Consider the following 24,491-nt stretch of genomic DNA (forward strand, 5'->3'; position numbering starts at 1 on the left):
GAGTGCATATTGTATCATTTTCGGTTGCATCAGAATTAATATTACCCAAAATGAGGAGACTGCACGTGCCGTGTCCCTACAATTAATCTGGCGTAGGGACACGGCACGTGCAGTCTCCTCTATATCATTCCGGTGCAACCGGAATTGATACTATAGCAACCGCCAAGGCGCTTTGGTCATTGAGCGTAGTCGAAATGTCCACTTCGACTCCGCTCAGTGACCAGAAGTGTCCTAACCAACTTGGCTACTGCCATATATCAAATCCGATAGCATCGGAATTAATATTACCCAAAATGAGGAGACTGCACGTGCCGTGTCCCTACAATTAATCTGGCGTAGGGAAACGGCACTGCCGTCTCCTGGCTTGTCATTCGATAACCGAATCCGTGAACCGTTTCAATCATGCCCTCACACCCATAATCTGCCAGCTTGCGGCGCAACAGACGAATTCTGGCAGCAACTACATTGCTCATCGGGTCAGCATCCACGTCCCACAAACGATTCAAAAGTCGATCGCGCGTGAGGATTTGATTCGGGTGCTGCATGAAATATTCCAGTAACCGAAACTCATTAGCCGTCAGAGGAATCACCGTTTGTTGTTCCCCGTCATCGGTAGTGGAGATGGTTGATTTAGTATAGTTAAGCAGCAATCGCCCCGCCTCAAGTTGGTCAGAATTAAAATGGGGCGACTGTTCCGGCGACAAACTCCGTCCCCGTCGCTGGAGTGCCCGCAACCGGGCTAACAACTCCGCTTTAACGAACGGTTTCATCAGATAGTCATCAGCCCCAGCATCCAGCCCAGCCACCATATCCTCCGTGCGATCTTTTGCAGTCAACATCAAAACAGGTAAAGGATTATTCTGCCGGCGCAAACGTTGGCACAGTTCTAGCCCAGAAGTTCCCGGTAGCAACCAGTCAAAAATGGCGATCGTGTACTCTGTCCATTGGTCTTCCAGATAGTTCCAAGCAGTCGTACCATCCTGTACCCAATCCACCAGGTACTTTTCGCGGCTCAAGGTGCGTTGCACGATCGCACCCAAATCGGGTTCGTCTTCCGCCAGCAGAATTCTCATTTTAGCGCTACCTCGTCCTCTTTCCTTGGTGTCTGCTCCACGTTGTAGTTTCTCAGATCGGGCACTTTCATCATCCGTTTAGGGATCAGAAACTTGCCAAATCGAGCATACAATGCAGGTAGAACCAGTAGAGTGAGAGCGGTTGAGGTAAAGAGTCCGCCGAGGACAACGATCGCCAATGGTTGCAACAATTCCTTACCGGCACCACCGCTTAAAACCAAGGGAATCATCCCCAATGCCGAGGTGAGTGCTGTCATCAGAATCGCCAGCAACCGTTCCATCGAACCTTCTACAATTACTTCCGAAAGTGGCATTCCTTCGGCAAGTTTGGTGTTGTAGTTGTCTACCAGCAGCAATCCATTGCGCGTCGCCACACCAAACAAGGTCACAAAGCCGACCATTGAAGGAACAGAGAGAACGCCACCCGTTAGCAGCACTGAGATGACACCGCCAACCAGTGCCAATGGTAAATTGACCATCACCATCAGCATCGCCGGAACGGATTTTACCGTGAAGTACATCAATACTGCGATCGCCACCACCGCTAATATTCCGAAAATTAGGAAGTTTTGAGCAGCCCGTTGTTCCGACTCATACTGTCCGCCGTACTGAATATAGTAGCCTTGGGGCAGTTGCACCGATTGCTTAACTTTGGCGCGAATATCATCAACAACCGAACCAACATCGCGTCCCTGTACGTTGGCTGAAACCACAATTAAACGAGAGACGTTTTCCCGATTAATCGTGTTCGGGCCCTTGCCAAAGTCAACCTTTGCCACTTCCGAAAGCGGGATGATTTGACCAGTTGGAGTATTAACTTGCAGGTTGCGAATCGTGTTGAGATTGCGACGGGCAGATTCGTTGACCCAAACCAGGACATCGACCAACTGTTGACCATCGGGCACTTGACAAACCACTCGTCCATTCAGGGCTGTTTCGGTGAAATCTGACAATTGGGCGATCGTCAATCCATAGCGGGCGGCTGCATCTCGGTTAAATTGAATTTGTACTTGACGGATCGGAATTTGGGGCTCAAGCTGAAGGTCTACCAATCCCTTCACGTCCTTCATTGTCGTTTCGATTTGTTCTCCAATGCGACGGAGTTCTTGTAAGTCGTTGCCAAATACTTTAATCGCGATCGCACTTCTCACCCCCGACAACACTTCATCCATCCGGTGACTGATAAATCCGCCGACATTGCCGGCAACTCCCGGAAACTGACCCAATACTTCCCGCAAAGCTTGAATCGCCGCAGGACGGTTTTTCATCGCCTCTTCACTTAGTTCCACGTCCAAGTGTGCCAAGTTCACCGATGCCGCATCTGGGTCGCCTGGAGCACGGCCCGATCGCAGTTGTACAGATTCAAACCTTGGGTCATCCTTCAGCGCAGTTTGAATCGCTAACCCGACGCGATTGGTTGCTTCCAATGAAGAACCGGGATAAAGGGCGATCGCATTCATAAGCGATCGTTCCTGGAACGTTGGCAGAAAATCTCGTCCTAATGTCGGCACAATCAGCATCGACGCTACCATTGATACTGTAGCCAATCCCAAAATCAAGGTAGAGCGACGCATCGCCCACTGTAGCAACGGATGGTAAACTCGCTTGGAAAACAGTGCTAGGAAGGGTTCTGTCGTCTGCATCCGTCTGTGGGGCAACAGAATGGCACACAGTGCAGGCGAAACAATCAGCGATTCCAGGCTGGAGATGACTACTACCACCAAGTAGGCAATGCCCATTGGGGTGAAGATGCGCCCTTCCACGCCAGAAAGTGTGAAAATCGGTGAAAAGACGATAATCCCAATTAACGTGGCTCCAATCAGCGACTCCCGCACCTCCTGAGAACCCTCAAAAATCACATCCATTGGTGGTTTGGGATTTGGCGAGAGGCGATTTTCCCGCAAGCGACGGTAGGTATTTTCGCAGTAGACGATCGCATCATCCACTGCTGTCCCGATCGCCACTACCAATCCGCCAAGGGTCATAGTGTTGAGTTCCAGCCCGATCCAGGAACACACCAAAAGTGACAACAGCAGCGAGAGAAAGAAATCCAGCAAACAGACGGAGAGAGTCCGCCAGTTCATCAGAAACGGAATCAGGATGGCTGCGACAATCAAACTGCCTTCGATCAAAGCCGATCGCACATTACCAACCGATGCGTCAATGTAGGCATCTTGCCGGAAAGTGACGTTTGCCTTCACATCCTTGGGTAAACCCGGTTTAATTTCCTCCATCGCCTGGATGATGGCTTTGGTGACGGTGGGACTATCTACCAACGGTTGCTTGTTCACCATCACTACCACAGCGCGTTTAGTATTCCAACTGGCATCGCCTCGCGCTAGTGCAGCTCCAATCTTCACCTCTGCCACATCCCGCAGTAGAATGGTTTTTCCTTCCTGCACCTTGACGACTGCTTTTTGCAAATCTGCGATCGTCTGGATTTGTCCCTGTCCCCGAATCACCAATTCGCGATCGGGGTCAATCAACAATCCACCGGCGGTTTTAGCATTTGCTTCGTTTGCCGCCTTGACGACTTCCTGAAGAGAAACCTTCAACGCCTTAAGTTTTTCTGGATTAGCAATGACTTGAAACTGCTGCACGTCTCCGCCGTAGACTAGCACTTGCGATACGCCCGGAACTGCTAGCAAGCGATTGTTGATTTTGCCATCCACCAAACGTCGCACTTCCATGATTGATGTAGTGTCAGACGTGAACGCATACTGAATCACCGTCCCGATGGGGGGAGCTAAGGGCGATATCTGCGGTGTACCGATCCCTTCGGGTAATCGGTCTTGCGCGTCCTGCAATCGCTCTGCCACGAGTTGACGAGCTTGATAGGGGTCGGTGCCCCATTTAAACACCACCCGCAATACAGAAATTCCTACGGCTGACGATGTACGGACGACTTCAACTCCTGGCGTGCCGTTGACTGCACTTTCTAGTGGTAACGTCACCAAGGATTCTACTGCTTCCGGTGCAAGACCGGGGGCTTCGGTTTGTACTTCTACTTGAGGTGGCGCAAAGTTGGGCAATACGTCGAGGGGCATTCGACTTACTGTATGTAGGCTCAAGATGGTTAGGGCGATCGCCCCGAACACCACTAACCATCGTTGAGCAATAGACCATTTGGGGATGACGTTTAACATAAAAATGAAATTTGGATAGCGTTAGGCAAGCTTTTAGGAGACGGAGTAAAGAGTTTTACTCCGTCGCGATCGACAACAACCAAAAATCTTGGTTTTTGAATCTCTACTTGCCCTGACCTTTTAAGCCAAAAACGGCGAATCCACCCACCAGTAACACTCCTGCGCCTGCTACCCAGATCAAAGGTGACGCTCCTTGAGCCGGCTGCGCTTCTGCTGTTTGTGATGTAGCGGGTGATGCTTGCGTTTGTGCTTGTGATGTAGCAGGCGATGCCTGCGCTTCTGCTTGCGGTTTACCTCGCAATGCCTCGGAGTACAAAAGCGTTGCCCCCTGCGTTACAATCTGATTTCCCGAAACTAGATTGCCTTCTTTAATTTCCACCACATCTCCAGAGTCGCTACCAATCTGAACTGAGATCGGTTTGTACGTCGCTCCTTCCTGGATGTAGACGAGCTTTTGCCCGTTGGCATCAACTAAGCTGGTGCTGGGAACTTTCAGAATACCTCCATCGGCAGTAGGGGCAACTGCCTCTGTCTTAATTCCCAATGCAGCGGCCTTATTCGCATCAACTTCGATCGGCTGCATAATCTTAGCCGCATCGCCACCTGCAAACTCGCTGTTATGCCCAACGTGGGCTAGCACCGGAGCCGAAGCCGTACACAACATTAATCCCAAAACAAAACTAGACCCGTAGCGGGCGATCGATAACGAATTTAACTGCAATGATTTCGATAGCATAAAAATTTCCTCCTGACATTTAGCAAACCGGTGTGATGAAACAGCCACTCCTCCCAAGAGCAATCTATTCCTCACCCCGCAAGTTGTGAACCTTCTCCAGCTAGAATGTCAGGCCCAAATAAAAATTTGATGAAAATTTGAGGCTAAGTCTCAGAATTTACGGTTCGCTTCTGAAGTTATGGAGAAACCTAATGAAAATTTTCAAGTCCGGGAACTGGAAACGCATAGCCTTATGGATTCTGGCAGCCACCACTCTAATTCTTCTGGGAGATGATCCTTGGGAAGTCTTCCCTTTTGTTCAACACAGACGGATGTACTGTTCCCATGATGCAGTCAAGTCTCCCTATTGCAATTTTTCACTCCTTCGCACCCATTTTGATGACATTAGTCCAGATGGGCAGACCCTAGTTAGGGCTTGCTGAAAAAGTGTACGTAGTGGAAAAACGAGGCTACACAGCTTAAAAAATAGTAGGTTTATTGCTTGCATTCCCAAATTGAGCCAGAAACTAACAACTTTCATTGCAAGGGTTTTGAGCCTCTATAATCCTATAACTTGCACTTTTTCAAGCAAAAAAAGCTTAAACCCCTTATCTGGCAAACTTTCTACTTTTATTCAGCAAGCCCTAGTTAGTATCAAAAAAACAGGAAAAAGATCTTTCGATCTGCAAATAAGCTGTTACGCATTTAAAATGGTATTGTAGGGTGCGTCAGTTTTCAGGCGTTTCCCATGTATAGTCAGTGTTCACGAGTGACGCACCCGGATCGGGATAGTTAGTGGTTTAAATGCGTAACAGCTTATCGGATTTAAAAACAGGAAAAATCAAGGCAAAAAAAGCTTTTCTCGTGAGATATTTAGACCATTTAGTATAACCCTCAGTCGTGATTTTATAATTGGTAGTACGCCGAAGGGACTGACAGTATGGAATCTACAAACAGCCGAGCTAGAAGCAGTTTTGGATCCAGAGCCAGAGCAAATGAGTCGTTTAGTCGTCAGTCCTGATGGCAAACTATTAGCCGAAATTACAAACGATTCGATAATTAAAGTGTTGCAGCGTTTGTAAAATTGAAATTTCAACCTAACGCGGAGCTATCTGTTGCAGTTGTTTGGCTTGTTCGAGGATTTTCTCGAAGTCTTCTTCGCTCAACCGCTGAATGTAGTTGATTTTAAACTCTTCTAAGAAGTCGCACAGCAATAGTTGTATTTCTTGCCAAGTTTGCTGCTGTTGGAGTTCGCTTCCTAAAGCTTGTGCGAAATGTTGGACGAGCTGGTTTGAGAGTTGGATGCCTTGAGGATCTTCGCTAGCGATTTTGAAGGCTTCGTAGGCATTTTGCGGGCCGAGGGTGGCTAATTTTGACAGTTCTGCAACTAATTGTGAAGCTAGCTGTGCGGGAAGGTTTCCGAGTCCGGGTACTTGCTGGAAGCCTTGATAAATTGGGGATTGTTTGAGAAATATTTCTATATTGTACCGGAGTAGATCTTCTAAATCTGGCTGGAGTTGAGGCAGGACTTTGTAAACGGTTACTTGGACTAAACGGCTGGCGATTGCTTCTATTTCGTTGATATTATTAATGTCTAAATATCGCTGTTTTTGAGTTTGGAAAAGTTGTTTTGCTAGTTCGCCACTGGTAATTGATTGTTGCATCTGATTGATGAGCTGAATTACTACTACTTCTGTCAATTCTTGCGCGAAGTTGGCGACAAAACCTCGGCTGATTTGGGCGCGTATGGGTTGGAGATCGGGCATTTTGGCTTGGTGGATGCGAATGGTGACGGGTAATACTCGCAACAGGCGCCAGAAGGGGAGGAACAAAAAGATGTCGTACCACCGCCAGAGCATGGCTTGCCGCCAACTGACACTGCGGTGGCGGCGGCTGATGAAGTAGGTGCGGGCTAGAAATTCGATCGCAAATATGGCAATAAATGGCAGGTCGATTTGCCAGAAGTTGTCTGTAAATTCCCCATTTTCTCCGATCGTGCGGTAATAGTTGGTGGCGATTAACGGCTTGATTTTGGCGTCAAACCAAGTGATTTCTTGTTGCCAGCCTTGTTTGTTTAAATACTCTTGGCTCCAGAATGTTTTGAATGATTGTTTTGCTGATTGCTGCGGATTCGGCGTGCGATCGCGCATCCGGTCTTTAATTTTTTCTAAGGACCCACTTTTTGATGCTACTCGAAACGGATCTTCGTCGATCATGTTCGCGCTCAGAGTGTTTATTTCCTGCAATTTGGCTGCTACTTGAGGAGATGGCAAGCCTGTTTGCACTACTTGTTTTTTTAATTCTTCTAAGGTTTCTAGATATTTCTGGGTGTCTCGGTGGGGTTGAATTCCTTTGAATGGGTCGTATATTTGGGTGAGAACCGGTAGTTGCCGGAAGTAGAAATTTCGGGCGGGAACATAAGTTATATCAAATAATACTAGGCTTAAATTTCCTAGTGCGACCAGTGCAATGAACCGCTCGAACCAGGGTACTTTGGGTGATTCTTTACGGGAGTTTTCAGTTAGAGATGGCTGTAGTTTTGGTGTCACTGGCATTTCCTAAATAAGTAGACGGAGCGAAATAACTGTAACTGGTAATAGCTGGAAAAAAGGAAACAGCTTAAACTGGCTAACTGTCGGGTTGCGATCGGATTGCGATCGGGTAAGCTAGTATTTATTTGAACCAGGGGAAATTTAGGTAGTTTGGGATTGTTGATTTTGCCGGGTTGAGTAAAATTTTATACTTGTAAAATATTAAGGTCGATCGAACTTGACGGTAGCAGCAGCTCCCGTTAGTCTGCTTCTCTCTGGCAATAAAATTATATCTCAGGCAGAATCCTAAGTTTTTTTTCGGCGTTGCAGAGCTAACTGGTCTGGTAATAAATTACTATTTTTGTTTAATCTGCTGGCTGTTTGACCGCGAAATCAAATCTCTTGCACCGATCGCAGTTTAAGGTTAGATTTGGACTTCGAGTTTGAGGTCAAACCCTCAAGAGAGGTATACTTGCTCAGGGGCAGTCTGGCGAGAGCGCTTCCGAGCAAGTGCGAGGGTGGCTGCAACCTCCGTAAGGTTCGGGTTCTCGCCTCCACAAAAACCAGCTAGCGATCGGACTCTTGAATAAAATGACACCCTGAGTATAATTTTGTTCGCATTTTTTTAATATATGACATACTGCCTTAATCTCGATTGCCCAAAAGACAAGCGTCAGAACCCACCAGGCACAAAGTATTGTCTTAATTGTGGTTCCAAGCTGTTGCTAAAAGACCTTTATGCAGCAACCGAACCGCTGCGCGATGGAGGATTTGGCAGGACTTTTCGAGCTGTCAATCATGGAAAATTTGAGGAACTTTGCGTTATCAAACAGTTGTCGCCGCCGCAGGAATTTCAGCGGAAGCCGGCTCATTTTAAAAAGTATGTCCGACTGTTTGAACAAGAGGCAAGGCGGCTTTACGAACTGAAGCACCCACAAATTCCTCAGCTAATTTCTTATTTTGAGGAAGATGGGCGTTTGTATTTGGTGCAGGAGTTTATTGATGGGAATAATTTAAAGGATGAGTTAGAAAAGTACGGTGCTTATAGCGAACTTAAAACTAGGGAACTGCTATTAGATTTGTTGCCTTTGCTGAATTTTGTTCACGAGCGCAATGTGATTCACCGGGATATTAAGCCTGAGAATGTGATCCGCCGCAATCGCGATCGCAAGTTGGTGCTGATAGATTTTGGGGTTTCCAAACAGGTAGTAACTGATGCTCCAACCAAAACGGGCACTAAGTTGGGAACTCCGGGTTATGCGGCGCTAGAACAGCGGCACGGTAGGGCTGTTCCTGCTAGTGACCTTTATAGTTTGGGGGTGACTTGCATTCGCTTGCTGACTTCTGTGATGCCTTATTTGGATATCTACGGGGACATTCACGATGACCTTTACGACCCGCTCGAAGGTCGCTGGCTTTGGAGGGAGGCTTTGCCGAAAGGAACAAAAATTAGCCAGGATCTAGGTCAGATTTTGGATAAGTTGATTCAGGAATATGTCAAAGACCGCTACAAGTCTTCTCTGGAAGTTTTTGAGATTTTAAAACCTGCTGCTGTTGTTGTTCCACCAGATTCTAAGTTGCAGCAGGCAACTGTTCTTAGTCCTTCTTTGCCGACTCAACCTGTAACTAAAAATCCGATTGTTTCTGTGAATTTAGAGTCGGAAAAAGGGATTGATTATTCTCAGTTGGAAAGGCTGCTGGCTGCTAAAAATTGGCGTGGTGCTGATGAGGAAACTTCTGTGAAAATGCTGGAAGTGATGCAGCAAGTTTCGAGGGGTTATTTGAGTGAGGAAGATATTAGGAAGTTTCCCGCTAAGGATTTGCAGACGATTGACCAACTTTGGGTGCGACACAGCCACCGGAGGTTCGGTTTTTCTGTACAAAAGGGTTTTTGGGTCAAGTCGGGGGGAAAGGCTGGTGTTTATGATGCTGATGTTTGGGAGAAGTTTGGCGATCGAGTGGGCTGGCGAGTTAACGGTCAGTGGGTATACTATTCTGAACTGAATTTTACTTCTAAGGCTTTGCCGGGACATTTGCCGGGAGGGACTGTTTTTGGGTGGGAAGGTGGGGTTTTGTGTGGTGTTTTGGGCTTGGGTGGGATCTGGTTTCTGCTGTCGCGGCGAGATTTGTAGGAAGAGGGAAGTTCGGCAACGGATGCTGTAATGGATGTAACGGATGGAAGTCGGAAGAGGGAAGTTCGGCAACGGATTCGCTCGACGGATGTAACGGATGTAACGGATGTAAAGGATTTAGTCGGATGGAAGTCGGAAGAAGGAAGAACGGTCAACAGGGAAAAAAGAGGCGAATCATGACAAAGGTGTTCATTCAGTTGACAGTTGACCTGGGACAGTTGACCTGGGACAGTTGACCTGGGACAGTTGAGGGCAGCCTTTACCTGGAAGGAAGAGGATTGGAGTAATGAATAGTCTGATCTTAATTTATCGCTAAAACGGAGAGGCTTTTAACCAATTATTTCTGGTAATTATTTAAAGAGTTAACAAATTTTTATTTCATTTTTTAAGAATCTGTGCCGAATGGGAATTGTATATTTCAATCAATGGCGCAAAAGCATCAAATTCTTTCGCGTTCTTGGTTTCTTCCCTGGACTTACCTACAGGCGATCGATCTAGGTAGCTGCTGAGTATAGCTTGGCGATATGTTGTGTAGAAATTAGGTATAGCCTTTCTCAAAAAGATGAGGTATGACTGACAGCTTATATGACCACTAAATCAAGAGGGCCCAAGCCCAACAACGTACCTCACTTTTTTGGGAAAGGCTATAGAAAAAAACCGAAAATCAGATATAGTGCGAAACCATTTTTCTTGTGATATGTTTTGAGAGAAGGGCAAGTTTACGAACCAACAGATCAGTCCTTACCCGTAGAAAAGTATTAGGGCGGGCTTTGGCTCTAATTTATGCAGGAGATTTCTCTATTATGTTGCAAGAAAAACGTCTCAAGCCGTGGACTGTAGTTCGATCGCTTCCGAATGTGGAAAAGGTGGTTGTGGGTCAGTTTCGTAGTTGGTCTGATGCAGACGGTCACTTGCAAATTCTGAAGCGGATGGTTCCGGCCGACCGGTTAACTGTTGTGTTCGATCCGGTAGTTCCAGCGTAATATTGCTGCTTAGGAATGAAAATTAAATAACTTACATTTTTGATTGTTCTTGTGGGATGGGCGTCCCGCCCGTCCCGGAAAGACGGGCGGGACGCCCATCCCACAAATATGTGTAAATTATTTAATTTCTATTCCTTAGTTTAGTAGCGTGCGATCGCTCGCGCGAACTCAGCGGTCGCCTCTTTTTTTGAGCTAATAAAAATTTACATAAAAAAATACATAAAAATTGCGATCGCACGCGCGGGCGATCGCAACTAAAATCATTAGATATATTGCAAAAATACCTAAGACGGGCGAGACGCCCATCCCACACACAATTTTTTTGCTTGTGGAATGGGCGTCCCGCCCGTCCGAAATTTTGATTAAAAAGACTCAGGCAATCTTGTTTATTGTCGTTAACTGCGACGAATTTCAGTAACTTGGTCGGCAACATCCAAAATTGCTGGCGGCATCGAGGGCCCAGTCAAAATAATATCCAAATCGTGCGGCTTGTTGTCAATCAATGCGAGCACTTCTGTCTCCCGAATCAAACCTAAATTGACCGCCAAACTCAACTCGTCGAGAATAACTAAGGCGTAACTGCCGGAGAGCACCGCATTTTGAACGTACTCCCACAATTGTGCGATCGATCGCGTTTCGATCTCATCTAAATCCGCATTCTCAATGCAGCGGGGCAAATCGCACCGCACCCAATCTAAATTTTGCCCGAGTCGCACGGGATGTTGATGCCCTTGATTGATTCCCCCTTTGAGGAACTGCACTGCCAACACCGGAGATCCCTGTCCTGCAATTCTCAGGGCTTGAGCCATAACATTTGTAAAAAAGCAGCGGTGCGGGCCTGTAAAAACTTGCACCAGCCCTTTAACTGTGTAGGGCAAGCTGTGGGTCAAATTGAGTTTAGGGGTTTGTAACTGAGCAACCATAGGGCAATATTTAATTAGTAACTAAGTCTTGACTGCTGCTCCGAGCTGCACGTGGCTGGAGCCTGCTTAACAATATATAGTGTACTTGGCCGATCGCAGATCCGATCGAACGCTAGATATACAAATTGTCAAAAGCTAGCGGCAGTAGCATTCGGAGCCGTCAATTAGATTTTGAACTCAAGCAAGCACTTGTGCAGAAGCCTGCTTTTTTAGCGAAATATAGCAGGGAAGCCGACAGTTATGAAGTTATAGATCCAAAAACCCGGGCGATGAGAGTCTTGGTGGCTCCAGGATTGTCAATAAAAGGTACAGATCGCATAGAATTTGAATGTCGTGGCACTAGGAGCAGGCACTGTGAGATTGGTGATTCTGGGAGGGCCAGGAGCGGGAAAGGGAACTCAAGCACAACTATTGTGCGACAATTTGAGCATTCCTTTGCTTGCAGTAGGGGACATTCTGCGTGCGGAAATCGCAGGTGAGACAGACTTGGGCAAGTTGGCCGTGTCTTATGTGGAAAAAGGCGAGTTAGTTCCCGATGAAATTTTGATTCGATTTATCGGCCGCCGGCTGCTGCTGTGGGATGTTTTTAATGGCTGGGTGTTGGAGGGATATCCGCGAACGGCTTTTCAAGCTGAGGAATTGGATTTTTTGTTAGACGATTTGGCGCAGGAGCTAGATTGGGCGGTTTGGTTGAAGGTTCCGACTGAGGTGTTGCTGAGTCGATCGATCGAACGCGATCGATCGGACGATGAGCCAGAAATTTTGCAGCGCCGGCTCGATTTGTACGAGGAATGCACTATTCCGATTTTAGAGTATTACGAACATCGGAACAAGCTGTTAACTATCAATGGCGATCGATCTCCCGAAGAAGTGCAGCAGGATATTCTTAAAATGGTTAATAGTTAGTTGTTAGCTGTTATTTGTTATTTGTTGGCAAAAAACCAATGCCCGATGCCCAAGGAGTGTCAAGTTAAGACTGAAAGCCTTGAGAAATCTAGTTGTTACCTCAGTCTAGATCCCCCTAAATCCCCCTTAAGAAGGGGGACTTTGAGAAGGTTCCTGTCCCCCCCTTCTTAAGGGGGGCTAGGGGGGATCTAGGTTTAATAGTTAAACCGCAGTCTGTAACTGGCTTAGAAGTTAAATTGACACCAATTCCCAATTCCCAATTCCCAATTCCCCATTCCCAATTCCCCATTCCCAATTCCCCATTCCCATTTTATGTCCATAAAACGTGCCGACGGTAGACAACCAAATCAACTTCGTCCGATTAGTTTCGATCGCGAATTCAACAAATTTGCTAGCGGTTCGGTGCTAGCAAAAAGTGGCGATACTCAGGTACTGTGCAGCGTTACGATTAAGCCGGGAGTGCCTAGGTTTCTGGAGAATACCGGAAAAGGTTGGCTGACGGCGGAGTACCGAATGTTACCAGGCTCTACACCGCAGCGACAAGAGCGGGAGTTTATGAAGTTATCGGGGCGCACTCAAGAGATTCAGCGGTTGATTGGGCGGAGTTTGCGATCGTGCTTGGATATGGAACTTTTGGGCGATCGAACGATTCTTGTAGATGCTGATGTGTTGCAAGCGGATGCTGGGACTCGCACGACTTCTATCAATGGCGCGTTTGTGGCTGTGGCTGATGCTTTGAATAAGTTGGTGCAAAAAGGTGATTTAGTGCGATCGCCTTTGATTCGCCAAGTGGCGGCCGTGTCTGTGGGACTTTTGGAAGGCGAGCCGTTTTTAGACTTGAATTATCTGGAAGATGTGGCGGCGGAAATTGATTGTAATGTGGTGATGAATGGGGATTTGGACATTATTGAAATTCAGGGAACTGCGGAAGAGGGAAGTTTTAGTCGGAGTCAGTTAAATCAAATTTTGGATTTGGCAGAAACTGGGATTCAGGAATTGTTGGAGGCTCAGCGACAGGCTTTGGTTTAGTAGGAATTACGCATGGGAGTCCAGAAACCGGGTTTTTTTGAGAATACTTCGTCGCAGTCGAAAGATTTGGTAAAAACCCGGTTTCTTTGGTCGGAGTGCGCGATACTAAATCTGGGGAAATTTATCTTCTTTATGACTCGGCGGTTGAAACCGCGTCTACACAAACGAAGTCCGCCTCCGCGGACTAAGAGGGTATTTATCTATCCAAAACTAAATTTCATCGCTCTTACCTCTGGCCTGTCGCACTTTCTCAACTTGCTTCGGTGCTTCCATTTCATTGAAGAGTCGAATCGCCTCTTGAAACAGAGTCTGACTCTTCTTGGCATCACCCATCTTTTGGTGAGTTAAGGCACGCTGATAATGAGCCTCGGCTAGATCGCATTTTGCGCCGATTTTGTCTAGAAGTGCGATCGATTCTGAATGATGGGAAAGCGCTGTTGTAAAATCGGATTGTTCTCGATAAAGCTCTGCCATACCACTTAGAGCCTTGGCTTTAACCTGAGTGTAGTGAGTTTTTTCGGCAAATGCGATCGCTTGGTGGAACATTTCAAAAGATTTGTCAACTTCTCCTAAATTTTTATAGGTTAGACCCATAAACAATAAGCTATATCCTTGACTACAACAACTATAATCTATTTTATAAATTATTGCTTCTGCTTGTTTTGTATAACTCATAGCAATCTCTTTAAAGTCTAAACATGAGTTCAAAAATGCTAAACAATATAAAAAATCTTTTATATTTTTGTATACACCATTTTCGTGAGCGTTATTTACATTAACGCTTAATTCTAGTTTCTTAAAAATAATGATAGCTGCTTCAATTTCTCCTAAGTCAATTTTACAAAGACCCGTATTAAATAAAGACCATATTTTCAGCCTTTGCATCTCAACATATCTTGAATCAGTAATTTTCATATGTAAAAGGCTTTTTTCTACTGTATTTAATGATAATGATTGAAATTCTATTGCTGCCTTTATACTTCCAATGAGCCAGTATAAATCACCCAATAAATTATACAAAATTCCAAGTGTAAAGGCATTTATAACCCGATCAATAATTAAATTAATTGAGTAAATCATGGGTTGTAACAAACCTAACCTATAAAAGGAAAGTCCCAGAACTTCTCCGTATTGCTGCCAATTAGAACCTCTCCTTGTAACAATTACGTTGCCGGCTTTCTCAAAGTCATTAATCTCTACATAGTGATGGTAAGCCTCAAAAGCCCTCAGTGCATCTTTTACAGTTTCAACTGTCTTAACACTGTCCGTCCAAAACTCTGCTGCTTTGCGATTTGCATCTTCCCAATCTTCACTTGCTCTCAAACGTGCGATCGCCTCTTCCCGAATCATCGGATGCAACCAATATTCTCCATTATTAAACTCTACCAAAGAGCGATTTCGCAAACATTCAATCACCCGTCTGCGCTGTGGTTCTGGCACATCCCACAACAAACACAATAATCCCTCAGTCGGGACAGTCGGCACATCCTGATAGCGATAGCATCCCAAACGGCAGAGAAGTCGATAGGCTTCTGAGTTAAGTTCTTGCAGGCGATCAAACTGACTGGTTACTAAGTTTTCTAAATCAGCCTTAACCAACAGATAGCCACTATTATTGCGCCAATAAGCTACCATATCTCCATCAAAATCTTCTAGAATTGCACCGCAGAGGATACCCATTGCTTTAGCATTTCCTGCATAAGCTTTGTGCATCGCGTTCAGTGTGGGAATATCTATATTAATATGGCGACTCATAAAAAATTGCTGCCACGCTTGCTCATCCAATCCCGGCAGTAAATAGTGAGCAACATTTACATCAGATTCGCACAGACGAACACGGCTGGTTATCAGCGTCACAGACTGCACTGTTGGATCGGCCAAAACTCGCAATAATTCAACATAGCGGCGATGGGGTTCAATAAATCTGCCTTGTCCATCTAGTGCGGGTTCTAAGTTATCAATTAACACGCCTATTTTGCGAGTTTGAAGTTGCCGCTTTAGCCGCCGCAACATCTCCCAAAACTCTCGCCCTGGTTCTTCATCAAAGTCTTGTTTCAGCCATCCTTCAATTACACTATCTACAAGTTGAATATTATCTTTTTCCTTGGCCATTGGGAGGTCTAGCACTAAGTCAAAACCCTGAGAGTTGAGATATTCGTGGGCCAATGTGGTTTTGCCGACACCGCCGGTAGCTTGGATGACGATGATTTTTGCGCCTTGGTTGATATGGGTGTTGAGGGAGGCGATCGCCTCTGCGCGTCCCACGAAATTCTGGTTGGGTATTGAGGGATGTGCGATCGGCCCTTCATATTCTACAGCATCGGACTCTGGATGCTGTTGCAAGTAGTCCCGGATCTTCGGCAACCAGGAGGACTTATTGACTCGCTTCGATTCTCCCATTTCCAGGGCGATCGCCTCACCGATGTCCGCGCTGACTCGTTTGGCATGGATGACACTGTAACCGCTATCCTTCGCAGCATTCTCGATCGTCTTGCCCTGCAAAAACTGATCGATCAGACTGCACTGGGCATCAGTTAAAGGACGATTTTGAAAAGCTGACAAAGCTTTTTTGACCCAATTGACCATTGCTGTGCGATCGTCGGCCATATACCAAAAGATACTTTTTAACGTTGGTTTAGTGTAGCGTCAAAACAGTTGCCATTACAAGGTTTTTGGTAAAACAAGTTTGACCTTTGTGCGATCGCTTCATGGCAACGAAACACCAAATGATACTTTTTAGTTCAAAAAAGACTCATGCGCTTTTTAGCTAGTCACCCGATCTCTAACAAGACCACAACCCTTATCAATTGCGGATATTAGGTATCTCAACATATTTTTTTTGTATTCAAAGTGTTAATAGGGCGATCGGAAAGTATTAATAGTGTTCTTGAAAGTTGATACAAAAAAGACTAGCTCATTAAAAAATAAGTCTATATCGTAGAACGTAATCGAGCAAGAAACTTTGTTAACAGCAAAGTTCTTACTCCCCGCAATTCTTGTATCTAACACTTAGGCTCAAACCAATCCAAACTATACACTTCTTAAAGGAATCTGGTCATGCTGGCACAAACTACAGAAACAAAGACAGGTGAAGATGGTTTTTTAAATTTAGAAACAGTGCTTAACTCTGAGGCAATTCTATCTCTCATAAAAGGTCAATTGCTTGCTATTCGAGTTCGTCATTACTATCCTGAGATTTTCTGTCAACGAGTTCAAGAACGGTTGTCTAGTGAAGAACGAATGGGAGTCTATTCAACTGTTGGTGCGGCAGAGATTGGTCGCGATCGTCTTTCCTATTACGAAACACACAACGACCCAGTACATTGGCAGCAATACTACGCCCAAGCTGGATACAACATTCGAGAAATTCGAGAAATTTTCGATCCTTACTATTCACCAATCGATCGACTGCGACTTAACTTAGACGAAGTGTGGCCCGCCGGAGCACATCTCGAAAATATTGATGGTTTACCTATGTTTGTCGGCTTGACTCGTCTTCTTAAAGAAGGGTCTTACATTTTCCCTCACAATGACAATATTCAAGAGGATTCCAATTTCAATCCACGCGCAAGAGAAATTCGGATTCAGCTTGCGGCAAACGTTTACCTCAATATGCCAGAGTCAGGAGGTCGCTTGTTATTATGGGATGCTTCTATGCTTCCCGAAAATTTATCACATTGCCGTCGTGAAGACGCCTACGGATTTGACCCTGAAAAGATTGGCCCTCCTAAGCTTGAAATTCAACCAGAGATTGGCGATCTAATACTGTTTAACTCGCGGTATCTTCATTCGGTATCGCGTGTTGGTGTTGGCGGACGCTTGAGTAGCTCTTGCTTTATTGGTTTTCGTTCTTTCAATTGTCCGCTCTCTTACTGGAGCTAATGACTACTGTTTTTTACACTTTAATTTAGAGGTTTTCATTGTGACCACTCTTAAGCTGTACCTAGAAGACTCAGACCTTTCGGAAGCAACTGCAAAGATTGTTGAATTGATTAATGGCGAGCAACGGATTATTCGCCTCGATCGAACTATTTTTCACGCTCAAGGGGGCGGACAAAAATCTGACATTGGGTTGATTGACAATGTTCTTGTCACTCATGCCTCTCATTCTGATAACTATGTCGATCATTACGTTTCAGATTTCGGAAATCTCGAAGTTGGGCAGGAGGTAAATATTTCAATCGATATCAACAATCGTTTGATTCATTCCAATCACCATGTTGCAGGTCATTTGATTGCAGCATTAATTGAGAAAAGTTTCCCCGATTTGCAAGCAACAGGAGGGCATCATTGGCCAGGACAATCACGAGTTGAATTTTCAGGAAATTTACCACCCATTGAGAAGGTTCAAGAAAGCTTGAAATCCGATCTGGCAGAGGCAATCATTGAAAATCTACCTGTACAAGTCAAGGGCGATCCTTACGGCAGTCGCAAGATTGCGATCGGAAATTTTCCTGCTGTTTCATGTGGTGGAACACATCCTAAGTCTCTTGGCAGGTTGAGAGAAGTAGAAGTGACTAAAATTAAATCCCAGAAAGGAGTCCTCAGAGTTAGCTACTCTGTAGCAAATTAGAGAAAACGTAGGGTTGGCATTGCCAGCTCTGTGAAAGTGCGATCGACACATTTGACTCATTCTAGCCCATGCGATCGCCCCACCATCCAAGAAACCGGGTTTCTACGATAATTTACGCATCCTCATGAGATTTTCCAAAGAAACCCGGTTTCTCAGGCTCCACGCGACTATAAAAAACCCAGTTTCTGCGATCGCGATCGACTTTTTGTGGGTATTGTGCGATTCTTAATAAAGAATCTTTGTAATTACCAATTGCTAAGATAATGCAAGCTGAAAAAATATCAATTTCCCTATCACCAGAGACTGTTGGCGAATTCATGGGGCGTCACCCCTCACCTCTGGAAGTCAGTATTTGCGTTCGCTATTTGTAGTTAACAGCTACATGGTCAATTAGATATTTAGTCCAGAAACACCTTTTTGAGGGGTGATGGGTGAAACCCTTTCTTGATTCGCCAACAGTCTCTTTTGAAATCGCGACTACACGAACAAAGTCCGCCTTCGCGGACTGAAGAAATAAAAGTATTTAAGCCTGATTTGATAAATTATACTGTATTTATTTTTTAGATTTGGGACGGGCTAGAAGCCCATCCCACTCATTGTTTTAAGGAAAATACGGGACGGGCTAGAAGCCCATCCCACTCGTTTTAAGGAAAATATGTTCATTGGATACCTCGGCCATCTTCCCTCAAGATCCGTGACATCCCGTAGATTGATAGTTGCCGAATTGCCTTCGGGTGAGGTTATCTTAGACAAGACGCGATCGCAATCACAGTTATGGCATCTCCAAACAATCAAAATTCGGCGGATTCATCTCTGAAACAGTCTCTAGAGGCTGGGTTAGCTGCTTTGAAACAAAAGGATTACCAAAGCGCGATCGCCCTTTTGGAATCCGTCAGCCAAACCGCAGCAAATCAACCGCCCGGAATCCGCGCCCAAATGGGATTAGTCGTGGCATACAAAGCAACCGGAAATCTCAAAAGCGCGATCGCCCTTTGCACTTCCCTCACCAACATCCCCAACACCCAAATCAAAACCTGGGCCGATCGCACTTTAAAAGAATTAACCCCCCCAAAACCCCCAGAAACTCCCCCAGAAACCGGCTTTGTCGCCTTTGATTCAGCAACGGAATCGCGGAAGGAAACGCTTAAGGGCGCTCGACCAACCGCAGACAAAAAAACCGGATTTTCACCCTTAGAGCCGACTAACGCCCCAGCAAACACCAAATCCACACATATTTCACCGCCACCTCCACCCCCCAAACCGCCGATTCACCCGACACAAGAGGGCGAGCACGGGGACACCGCCCCTACAACAACCGCAACCGATACAGAAACTAGCGGCGAAAACAGTTCCGGTTCCCCAACAGATATCCCCGGATTCGCCACCCCAGATACCTACGAACTTACTTGGCGCCAAGCGGGGCGCACCAAAAGTCCGCGCCCCCTCAAACCGCTAAAATTGCTGAATTTTCGGATCGAAGCAGTTGGAAGTGCGATCGCCCTATTTTTTCTAGCCCGATTAGTCCTACAATTCCTGCTGACAAACATCAATGCTCTATTAGTTCAGCTTTACATATTTACTAGATTGCCAATTTTTCAGCCAATTCAGCTTTTTTACCGAGATCCAACTTTCTTCCTCCAGATTCTTTTCGGATTGCTTTTGGCGTCTTCTCCCTGGCTGACAGACGCCCTGCTAAAACTTTTTTGCGGTATCGAAACCCTGCGCGGCTCAGTTTTATCCAAGCACAGCAAGGAAGCGACGCGCGTACTCCGCAGTTTTGGCACCAAGCAAAATATGCCAACGCCTGTACTGAAACTCTTACCGCTCAATGTTCCTGTAGCTTTCAGTTACGGCTGTTTGCCCCGTTTTGCTCGGATTGCTGTCAGTCAAGGGCTGTTAGATCAATTGACGGATGATGAAATTGCCACTATTTTCGCGCGGGAGTTGGCGCATATTTCTCACTGGGATTTTGCGCCGATGTCGCTGGCGATGTTGGTGCTTCAGATTCCTTACCTTATATATTGGCAGACTGCATACTGGGGCGAGCGGTTGTGCGATTTAATGACGATCGACTTTTTGCGTCGTACTGTGAGAGTTGTCACCGCCGCAATTTCTGCTACCAGTTACGGAATTTATAAATTACTGCGTTGGCCGATGTTGTGGTTGTCGCGCCGTAGAGTATATTTTAGCGATCGCACTTCCGCAGAAATTACCGGCAATCCCAACGGTTTGACGCGAGCACTAACTAAAATTGCGATCGGCATTGCTGCAAATATTGAACAGCAAAAACAAACTAGCTTTTTCCTCGAAAGTTTCGATTTGTTGTTACCCGTCGGCGTCGCACAAGCTGTAACCTTTGGTAGTGCTGCATTACGCGCGCCCCTAAAACAGATTTTGCTCTGGGATGTCACCAATCGAGAACGCATTTGGTTGACAATTAACAGCACGCATCCTTTGATGGGAGAGCGTTTCAAGCTGTTGGAACTCTACGCTCAATTCTGGAAACTGGAGACTGAGTTAGATTTGGCGAGTCTGTCGCCGGAAAAACCCAAAACAGGAAAATTATCTCTGTTTAAATCCATACTCGAATTTAAAGACTCAAAACTATTTTTACAAGGTGCGCCGTTTTTTGGGATTCCGATGAGTCTGGGGATTGTTGCACTGCTGTGGATGGTTAGCTGGCTGTTTTCCAAGACGAGTATTTGGCAATTGGATTGGCTTTTGGGCGATCGATCGATTCTTTGGGGCTGTTTGCCGATCGGATTTTGTCTCGGTACTTTGATGCGGATTAACTATTTTTTCCCCGACATTACGCCACGAGAAACCACTTCACCAAGTTTACTAGAAATTTTGTCAAACTCGAAAACTCTACCGCTAGATGCTCAACCTGTGCGCCTTTCCGGGCAACTTTTGGGTAGACCTGGTATTGACAATTGGCTGGGACAGGATTTGATTTTGCAAACGGCGACGGGTTTGGTGAGGTTGCACTATGTTTCGATGATTGGCCCGATCGGCTCTTTGTACCCATTGTTGCTCAAACAGACGACTCGCCCCAGTGATTTGATCGGAAAACCGGTTGTGGCGACTGGTTGGTTGCGTCGGGGTGCTACTGTGGCGATCGACCTAGAAACTCTCCGCAGTCAAGAAGGACTCGTTAGTGACAGCGGACATCCGATTTGGTCTGCGATTTTGGCCTTTGCTGCTGCTGTTTGGGGCGCGTACATCATTATCCAAGGCGGAAGATGAGACAAGGTACGTTGTTGCGCTTCAGCGCTCTTGTCTATATGAAAGAGCGCTGAAGCGCAACAACGTACCTTTATGGAATGTGACGGACAACCCCCAGCCGGACAACTGTCAACTGTCAACCCTTCGTAAAGAAAAGTTGCTTTTTTGCCAACACTCTGTTACATTTGTTTACATGAATCGGATTGAACCAAATAGCGCAATAACTTCAATTGGCTAAAATCGATAAGGCATTGCGTAAAAATTGTCAACCTCCCAACACAGCAAGTTCAGCCAGCCGCCTGTCGGCTGTTTTTTTTCGACAGCGAATTTAGCTCTGCGGAATGAATTCAGAAAAGTGATTCAGATACGGTTTTCGTTCAATACAGCATGAAATCTTGCTAAATAACTAGCTCTGTTACCAAGGCTGTGATACCTTTAAAGAATGGTCGGACGCTGCCGGGCCCGATTTGAGGGATACCGGGTAAATGAGTAGTCCTCAACATTAGGAGCGAGATTAGAAGTGAGGTAAGATTACTGGCTGAAAAAATGTTAGCGATTTTCTCCCTCACTGTATTAGACTGAATACTGGCATTCCGATCGCTCGCAATTGACATCCTTGGACATAAATTTCTACACGGCGCTGGCTATAAACATTCTGAATCAAAACCGGAAGCAAGTAATACAGAACAGCCAATAGCCTAAACATTTGAGTGATGACTAAAAGTTTACACAACAACCTGAGATTTAAAAGCTCTCTGCATTGGCGGTTCAGTTCCGGCACGATCAGAGTAAATCATCTTTTTGTTCTAAAAGGTGGGGGGAGCTGTCAAGGTTGGTGGGAGGAATGTGCAAATTCTGTGGTTATGCGGTGTTTCCCTGCGGTCAATATTGATTTGACTTCAGGTAATTTTGTTCGAGCAAACTAATTAAAATCCCAATCTGGAGGAATTTTTCATGTCTATTCGTCTTTATGTTGGTAATCTACCGAAGGAACTCGATCGCCTAGAATTGCAAGAAGTTTTTGCACCCGAAGGCGAATCTGTTACCACAAAGGTAATTACAGATCGCAAAACTGGTAAATGCAGAGGATTTGGCTTTGTGACGGTGCTAACCGACGAACAAGCAGATCAAGTTATTGAGAAATACAACGGCTTGATGTTCAAAGAAAACCCCCTGAAAATAGAGAAGGCCTTACCCCGCTCTAAGGGTAAATCTGAGAAGGGCGAAGACGATCAGCAACAGTCATCATCGCCTGCTGCCCCGCAGTTGGCATCATCGTCGCCGTCGCAGCCAGTCCCTGCACCGCAGCAACAGCAGCGCTCGGCTCCTCCTACCCAAGGTGGAGGTGGCGGTTCTAGCAAAAGCAATCGCCGTCGCGGTGATAACAACAAGTCTCGCCGCAATCAGTCAACAACAACGGTTTCGAGTGCTGATTCCGGTTCGGTGCAGCCAGATCCGCGCTGGGCGAGCGCTTTGGAAGAACTCAAGCAAAGATTGGTGGAAGCTCAGACTACTAATTAGTCGCAAGGGCCCACTAATTGCTGCTATCTCTCGACTGCGGTTGAGTGATTTGAGTTGGAAGTGCGATCGAGAATTGGTCAAAACAGCCGAATTCTCGATCGCACTATTTTATAAAAAAAGTTCGGCAAGCGGAAAACTCTGAGTCTTTAGACCTGAGATGAAAGTGGCACGGGCGGTTTTAACCGCCGTGAATTTTTCTTAATTCTTAACATTTTTAGCAGTGTAAAAAGGTCTTTTGCCGTTACACTCTCTTATTGGGATGGATACACAGGTGTAAACCTGGGAAGCAAATGCCTACCATATATTAAAGGTACGCGGGGACTCTCGCGTTACCAAGGGCCCGAGCCCCTTAAACGCTTGAGGAGCTTGCCCAAAGGCAAGGATAGCAGCCCGCCATTTTTTGGCAATAGGATTGCGCCCAGGAACCCTAGCAATAGGGATATTAAGAACGAAATTTCTTAAGAATCTCAGTCGCGAAGAGCGCTGAGAGTGTCAATGCAAAAAACCTCTACTCTAATATCTAGAAGTTTCTTCGGGTGTGTCGCCTCGGTAAATCTTTAGCATTCAAGCGCAAATCTCCTGGCGACGCACCCTACAGAAATTTTTGATTGAGCGATTGAGCGATTGATTCATCAATACTTAATCTTTCCCTCAATCCGCTATAAATCATGTTTATTCGCCCTCAGAAAATTCGATCGTCTCAATAAAGTCAAAAATCTTGTTCATAACGCCCTCAACCTCCGACTCAAGAGAACCCAATTCATCCTTAGCCTGATAAACTCGCTGACAACTTACCGTGTAGCAAAAATCGTCAACTATAAAAGCCATAAATCCCCGGTAAGCATCCACTTTAGTAGCTGCGGCATCTTTTTCTTGCACGCTGAGAGTTGCACTCCCCGGTAAATCGACCACTGCAAAATAAGCTTCTTCATCTTCTAAATATTCAGTGTAGAGCAACTTAGAATCAGCAAATTTAGCGAGAATTTGATCGTCAATAAACTTGTTAAGAAACGAAGTAAGATAAGCCCATTCGCCCGCTGACTCGATTAATTTTTCCACTTCGCTAGCCGTCTGGAAATAATCAATTTTCAGCAAAACACCAAAGTCATCAGAAAATGCAACATAGCCTTCTCCATCATCAATCCTACCGCCTCGTTGCTTGTCAACTGGAATTGAGACAGTAAAATTGCGTTTAGCAGACAGGTACAACGGCTCCTCTTCTAAATCGAAATCAGCCTCTTCGATTTCTAGGTGGGAGTATGCAGCAATTACATCCCCGATAATTTCTTCGGCTTCCTCATCGTCTACACCTAATACTTCTTGAAATTCCTTGAGAAAATCCCGGTGCTTTTTCGACACTTCATCATCTACGACAAACATTGCTACGACAATGGCAAAAGTATCCAAAACCACCTCATTTGGAAGTGATTCATGGGCGGTATTAAATAATCCTCCCAAACCATCTTCCGCGATAATATTTGCCAAATGTTGAAACATTTCTGACATATCATCTTCCGAGAATTCAGCAAATATTTCTGAATCCCAAAGTATGCTTTCTAAGATATCTGCATCGGCGTCAGGGGAATTAGCCTCCGCTGCGACAAGTGCGATGGCCGCGACGGATTCCTCTAAACTCAAGGTGATTGAGGATTTATCTTTTGACTTGAATATTTTAGTAAAGTTGCTCATGGTTTTTGCTTGGCTAAAGAGTTTAGTTTTACGTTTGGCCTGGAG

Annotated in this window: 17 protein-coding genes; 9 read left to right on the forward strand and 8 right to left on the reverse strand. The window is 45.6% G+C overall.

The window, feature by feature from the left end; genetic code table 11:
- Positions 1-284: 284 nt before the first annotated feature.
- The 4 genes from rppA to JGK14_RS23420 form a co-directional block, all read right to left on the reverse strand.
- Entirely contained in the window at positions 285-1,073 is a 789-nt protein-coding gene (gene rppA, locus JGK14_RS23405) for a two-component system response regulator RppA (protein WP_325315542.1), read from the reverse strand.
- Positions 1,070-4,219, reverse strand: coding sequence for an efflux RND transporter permease subunit (locus JGK14_RS23410; protein ID WP_325315543.1), 3,150 nt, complete (start codon positions 4,217-4,219; stop codon positions 1,070-1,072). The genes rppA and JGK14_RS23410 overlap by 4 nt, the downstream gene beginning before the upstream one ends.
- A 103-nt stretch (positions 4,220-4,322) precedes the next feature.
- Complete coding sequence (locus tag JGK14_RS23415) at positions 4,323-4,955, reverse strand: hypothetical protein (protein WP_325315544.1); 633 nt, start codon at positions 4,953-4,955, stop codon at positions 4,323-4,325.
- A 1,076-nt stretch (positions 4,956-6,031) separates the two neighbouring features.
- Complete coding sequence (locus JGK14_RS23420) at positions 6,032-7,483, reverse strand: hypothetical protein (protein ID WP_325315545.1); 1,452 nt, start codon at positions 7,481-7,483, stop codon at positions 6,032-6,034.
- Positions 7,484-8,097: 614 nt separating this feature from the next.
- Between JGK14_RS23420 and JGK14_RS23425 the strand changes: the two genes are divergently transcribed.
- The 3 genes from JGK14_RS23425 (at position 8,098) to JGK14_RS23435 (ending at position 10,580) form a co-directional block, all read left to right on the forward strand.
- The gene (locus JGK14_RS23425; RefSeq protein ID WP_325315546.1) at positions 8,098-9,597 is read left to right on the forward strand and encodes a GUN4 domain-containing protein; all 1,500 of its coding nucleotides are present in this window, start codon (positions 8,098-8,100) and stop codon (positions 9,595-9,597) included.
- 30 nt (positions 9,598-9,627) lie between these two features.
- A complete protein-coding gene (locus tag JGK14_RS23430) occupies positions 9,628-9,777 on the forward strand; it encodes a hypothetical protein (RefSeq protein ID WP_293184773.1) in 150 nt (49 codons plus the stop codon).
- A 623-nt stretch (positions 9,778-10,400) separates the two neighbouring features.
- Positions 10,401-10,580 (forward strand): hypothetical protein, encoded by a 180-nt coding sequence (locus JGK14_RS23435; protein ID WP_293148649.1) that lies wholly within the window; start codon positions 10,401-10,403, stop codon positions 10,578-10,580.
- 395 nt (positions 10,581-10,975) lie between these two features.
- Here JGK14_RS23435 and JGK14_RS23440 read toward each other — a convergent pair whose 3' ends face one another.
- Positions 10,976-11,503, reverse strand: coding sequence for a P-loop NTPase family protein (locus JGK14_RS23440; RefSeq protein WP_293186826.1), 528 nt, complete (start codon positions 11,501-11,503; stop codon positions 10,976-10,978).
- A 354-nt stretch (positions 11,504-11,857) separates the two neighbouring features.
- On the opposite strand from JGK14_RS23440, the gene JGK14_RS23445 reads away from it, so the two are divergent.
- Together JGK14_RS23445 and rph are read left to right on the forward strand one after the other, a co-directional pair.
- The gene (locus JGK14_RS23445; RefSeq protein ID WP_293208792.1) at positions 11,858-12,409 is read left to right on the forward strand and encodes an adenylate kinase family protein; all 552 of its coding nucleotides are present in this window, start codon (positions 11,858-11,860) and stop codon (positions 12,407-12,409) included.
- A 312-nt stretch (positions 12,410-12,721) separates the two neighbouring features.
- Positions 12,722-13,438 (forward strand): ribonuclease PH, encoded by a 717-nt coding sequence (rph, locus tag JGK14_RS23450; protein ID WP_293220253.1) that lies wholly within the window; start codon positions 12,722-12,724, stop codon positions 13,436-13,438.
- A 210-nt stretch (positions 13,439-13,648) separates the two neighbouring features.
- On the opposite strand, the gene JGK14_RS23455 is transcribed toward rph, so the two are convergent.
- Positions 13,649-16,045, reverse strand: coding sequence for a tetratricopeptide repeat protein (locus JGK14_RS23455; RefSeq protein WP_325315547.1), 2,397 nt, complete (start codon positions 16,043-16,045; stop codon positions 13,649-13,651).
- Positions 16,046-16,495: 450 nt separating this feature from the next.
- Between JGK14_RS23455 and JGK14_RS23460 the strand changes: the two genes are divergently transcribed.
- Complete coding sequence (locus tag JGK14_RS23460) at positions 16,496-17,320, forward strand: 2OG-Fe(II) oxygenase (protein ID WP_293313530.1); 825 nt, start codon at positions 16,496-16,498, stop codon at positions 17,318-17,320.
- Positions 17,321-17,360: 40 nt separating this feature from the next.
- A complete protein-coding gene (locus JGK14_RS23465; RefSeq protein ID WP_325315548.1) occupies positions 17,361-18,011 on the forward strand; it encodes an alanine--tRNA ligase-related protein in 651 nt (216 codons plus the stop codon).
- A 112-nt stretch (positions 18,012-18,123) separates the two neighbouring features.
- Here JGK14_RS23465 and JGK14_RS23470 read toward each other — a convergent pair whose 3' ends face one another.
- Entirely contained in the window at positions 18,124-18,330 is a 207-nt protein-coding gene (locus tag JGK14_RS23470) for a hypothetical protein (protein ID WP_293193450.1), read from the reverse strand.
- 455 nt (positions 18,331-18,785) lie between these two features.
- Here JGK14_RS23470 and JGK14_RS23475 point away from each other — a divergent pair, with 455 nt between their 5' ends.
- Complete coding sequence (locus JGK14_RS23475; RefSeq protein WP_325315549.1) at positions 18,786-21,257, forward strand: zinc metalloprotease HtpX; 2,472 nt, start codon at positions 18,786-18,788, stop codon at positions 21,255-21,257.
- A 933-nt stretch (positions 21,258-22,190) separates the two neighbouring features.
- On the forward strand, positions 22,191-22,757 hold the full coding sequence (locus tag JGK14_RS23480) for an RNA recognition motif domain-containing protein (protein ID WP_293186837.1): 567 nt from the start codon (positions 22,191-22,193) through the stop codon (positions 22,755-22,757).
- A 672-nt stretch (positions 22,758-23,429) separates the two neighbouring features.
- Here the strand turns inward: JGK14_RS23480 and JGK14_RS23485 are convergent.
- Complete coding sequence (locus JGK14_RS23485; RefSeq protein ID WP_293317759.1) at positions 23,430-24,446, reverse strand: hypothetical protein; 1,017 nt, start codon at positions 24,444-24,446, stop codon at positions 23,430-23,432.
- Between the last annotated feature and the right edge of the window lie 45 nt (positions 24,447-24,491).

This window comes from Microcoleus sp. PH2017_28_MFU_U_A, assembly GCF_020738035.1.
Lineage (GTDB): Bacteria > Cyanobacteriota > Cyanobacteriia > Cyanobacteriales > Microcoleaceae > Microcoleus.

Coding starts and splice junctions, on each gene's coding strand:
- JGK14_RS23470 (WP_293193450.1), bottom strand. CDS start 18,330: ATGAATTCGCCAACAGTCTCTGGTGATAGGGAAATTGATATTTTTTCA.
- JGK14_RS23475 (WP_325315549.1), top strand. CDS start 18,786: ATGGCATCTCCAAACAATCAAAATTCGGCGGATTCATCTCTGAAACAG.
- JGK14_RS23455 (WP_325315547.1), bottom strand. CDS start 16,045: ATGGCCGACGATCGCACAGCAATGGTCAATTGGGTCAAAAAAGCTTTG.
- JGK14_RS23415 (WP_325315544.1), bottom strand. CDS start 4,955: ATGCTATCGAAATCATTGCAGTTAAATTCGTTATCGATCGCCCGCTAC.
- JGK14_RS23480 (WP_293186837.1), top strand. CDS start 22,191: ATGTCTATTCGTCTTTATGTTGGTAATCTACCGAAGGAACTCGATCGC.
- JGK14_RS23435 (WP_293148649.1), top strand. CDS start 10,401: ATGTTGCAAGAAAAACGTCTCAAGCCGTGGACTGTAGTTCGATCGCTT.
- rph (WP_293220253.1), top strand. CDS start 12,722: ATGTCCATAAAACGTGCCGACGGTAGACAACCAAATCAACTTCGTCCG.
- JGK14_RS23425 (WP_325315546.1), top strand. CDS start 8,098: ATGACATACTGCCTTAATCTCGATTGCCCAAAAGACAAGCGTCAGAAC.
- JGK14_RS23440 (WP_293186826.1), bottom strand. CDS start 11,503: ATGGTTGCTCAGTTACAAACCCCTAAACTCAATTTGACCCACAGCTTG.
- rppA (WP_325315542.1), bottom strand. CDS start 1,073: ATGAGAATTCTGCTGGCGGAAGACGAACCCGATTTGGGTGCGATCGTG.
- JGK14_RS23410 (WP_325315543.1), bottom strand. CDS start 4,219: ATGTTAAACGTCATCCCCAAATGGTCTATTGCTCAACGATGGTTAGTG.
- JGK14_RS23430 (WP_293184773.1), top strand. CDS start 9,628: ATGGATGTAACGGATGGAAGTCGGAAGAGGGAAGTTCGGCAACGGATT.
- JGK14_RS23460 (WP_293313530.1), top strand. CDS start 16,496: ATGCTGGCACAAACTACAGAAACAAAGACAGGTGAAGATGGTTTTTTA.
- JGK14_RS23485 (WP_293317759.1), bottom strand. CDS start 24,446: ATGAGCAACTTTACTAAAATATTCAAGTCAAAAGATAAATCCTCAATC.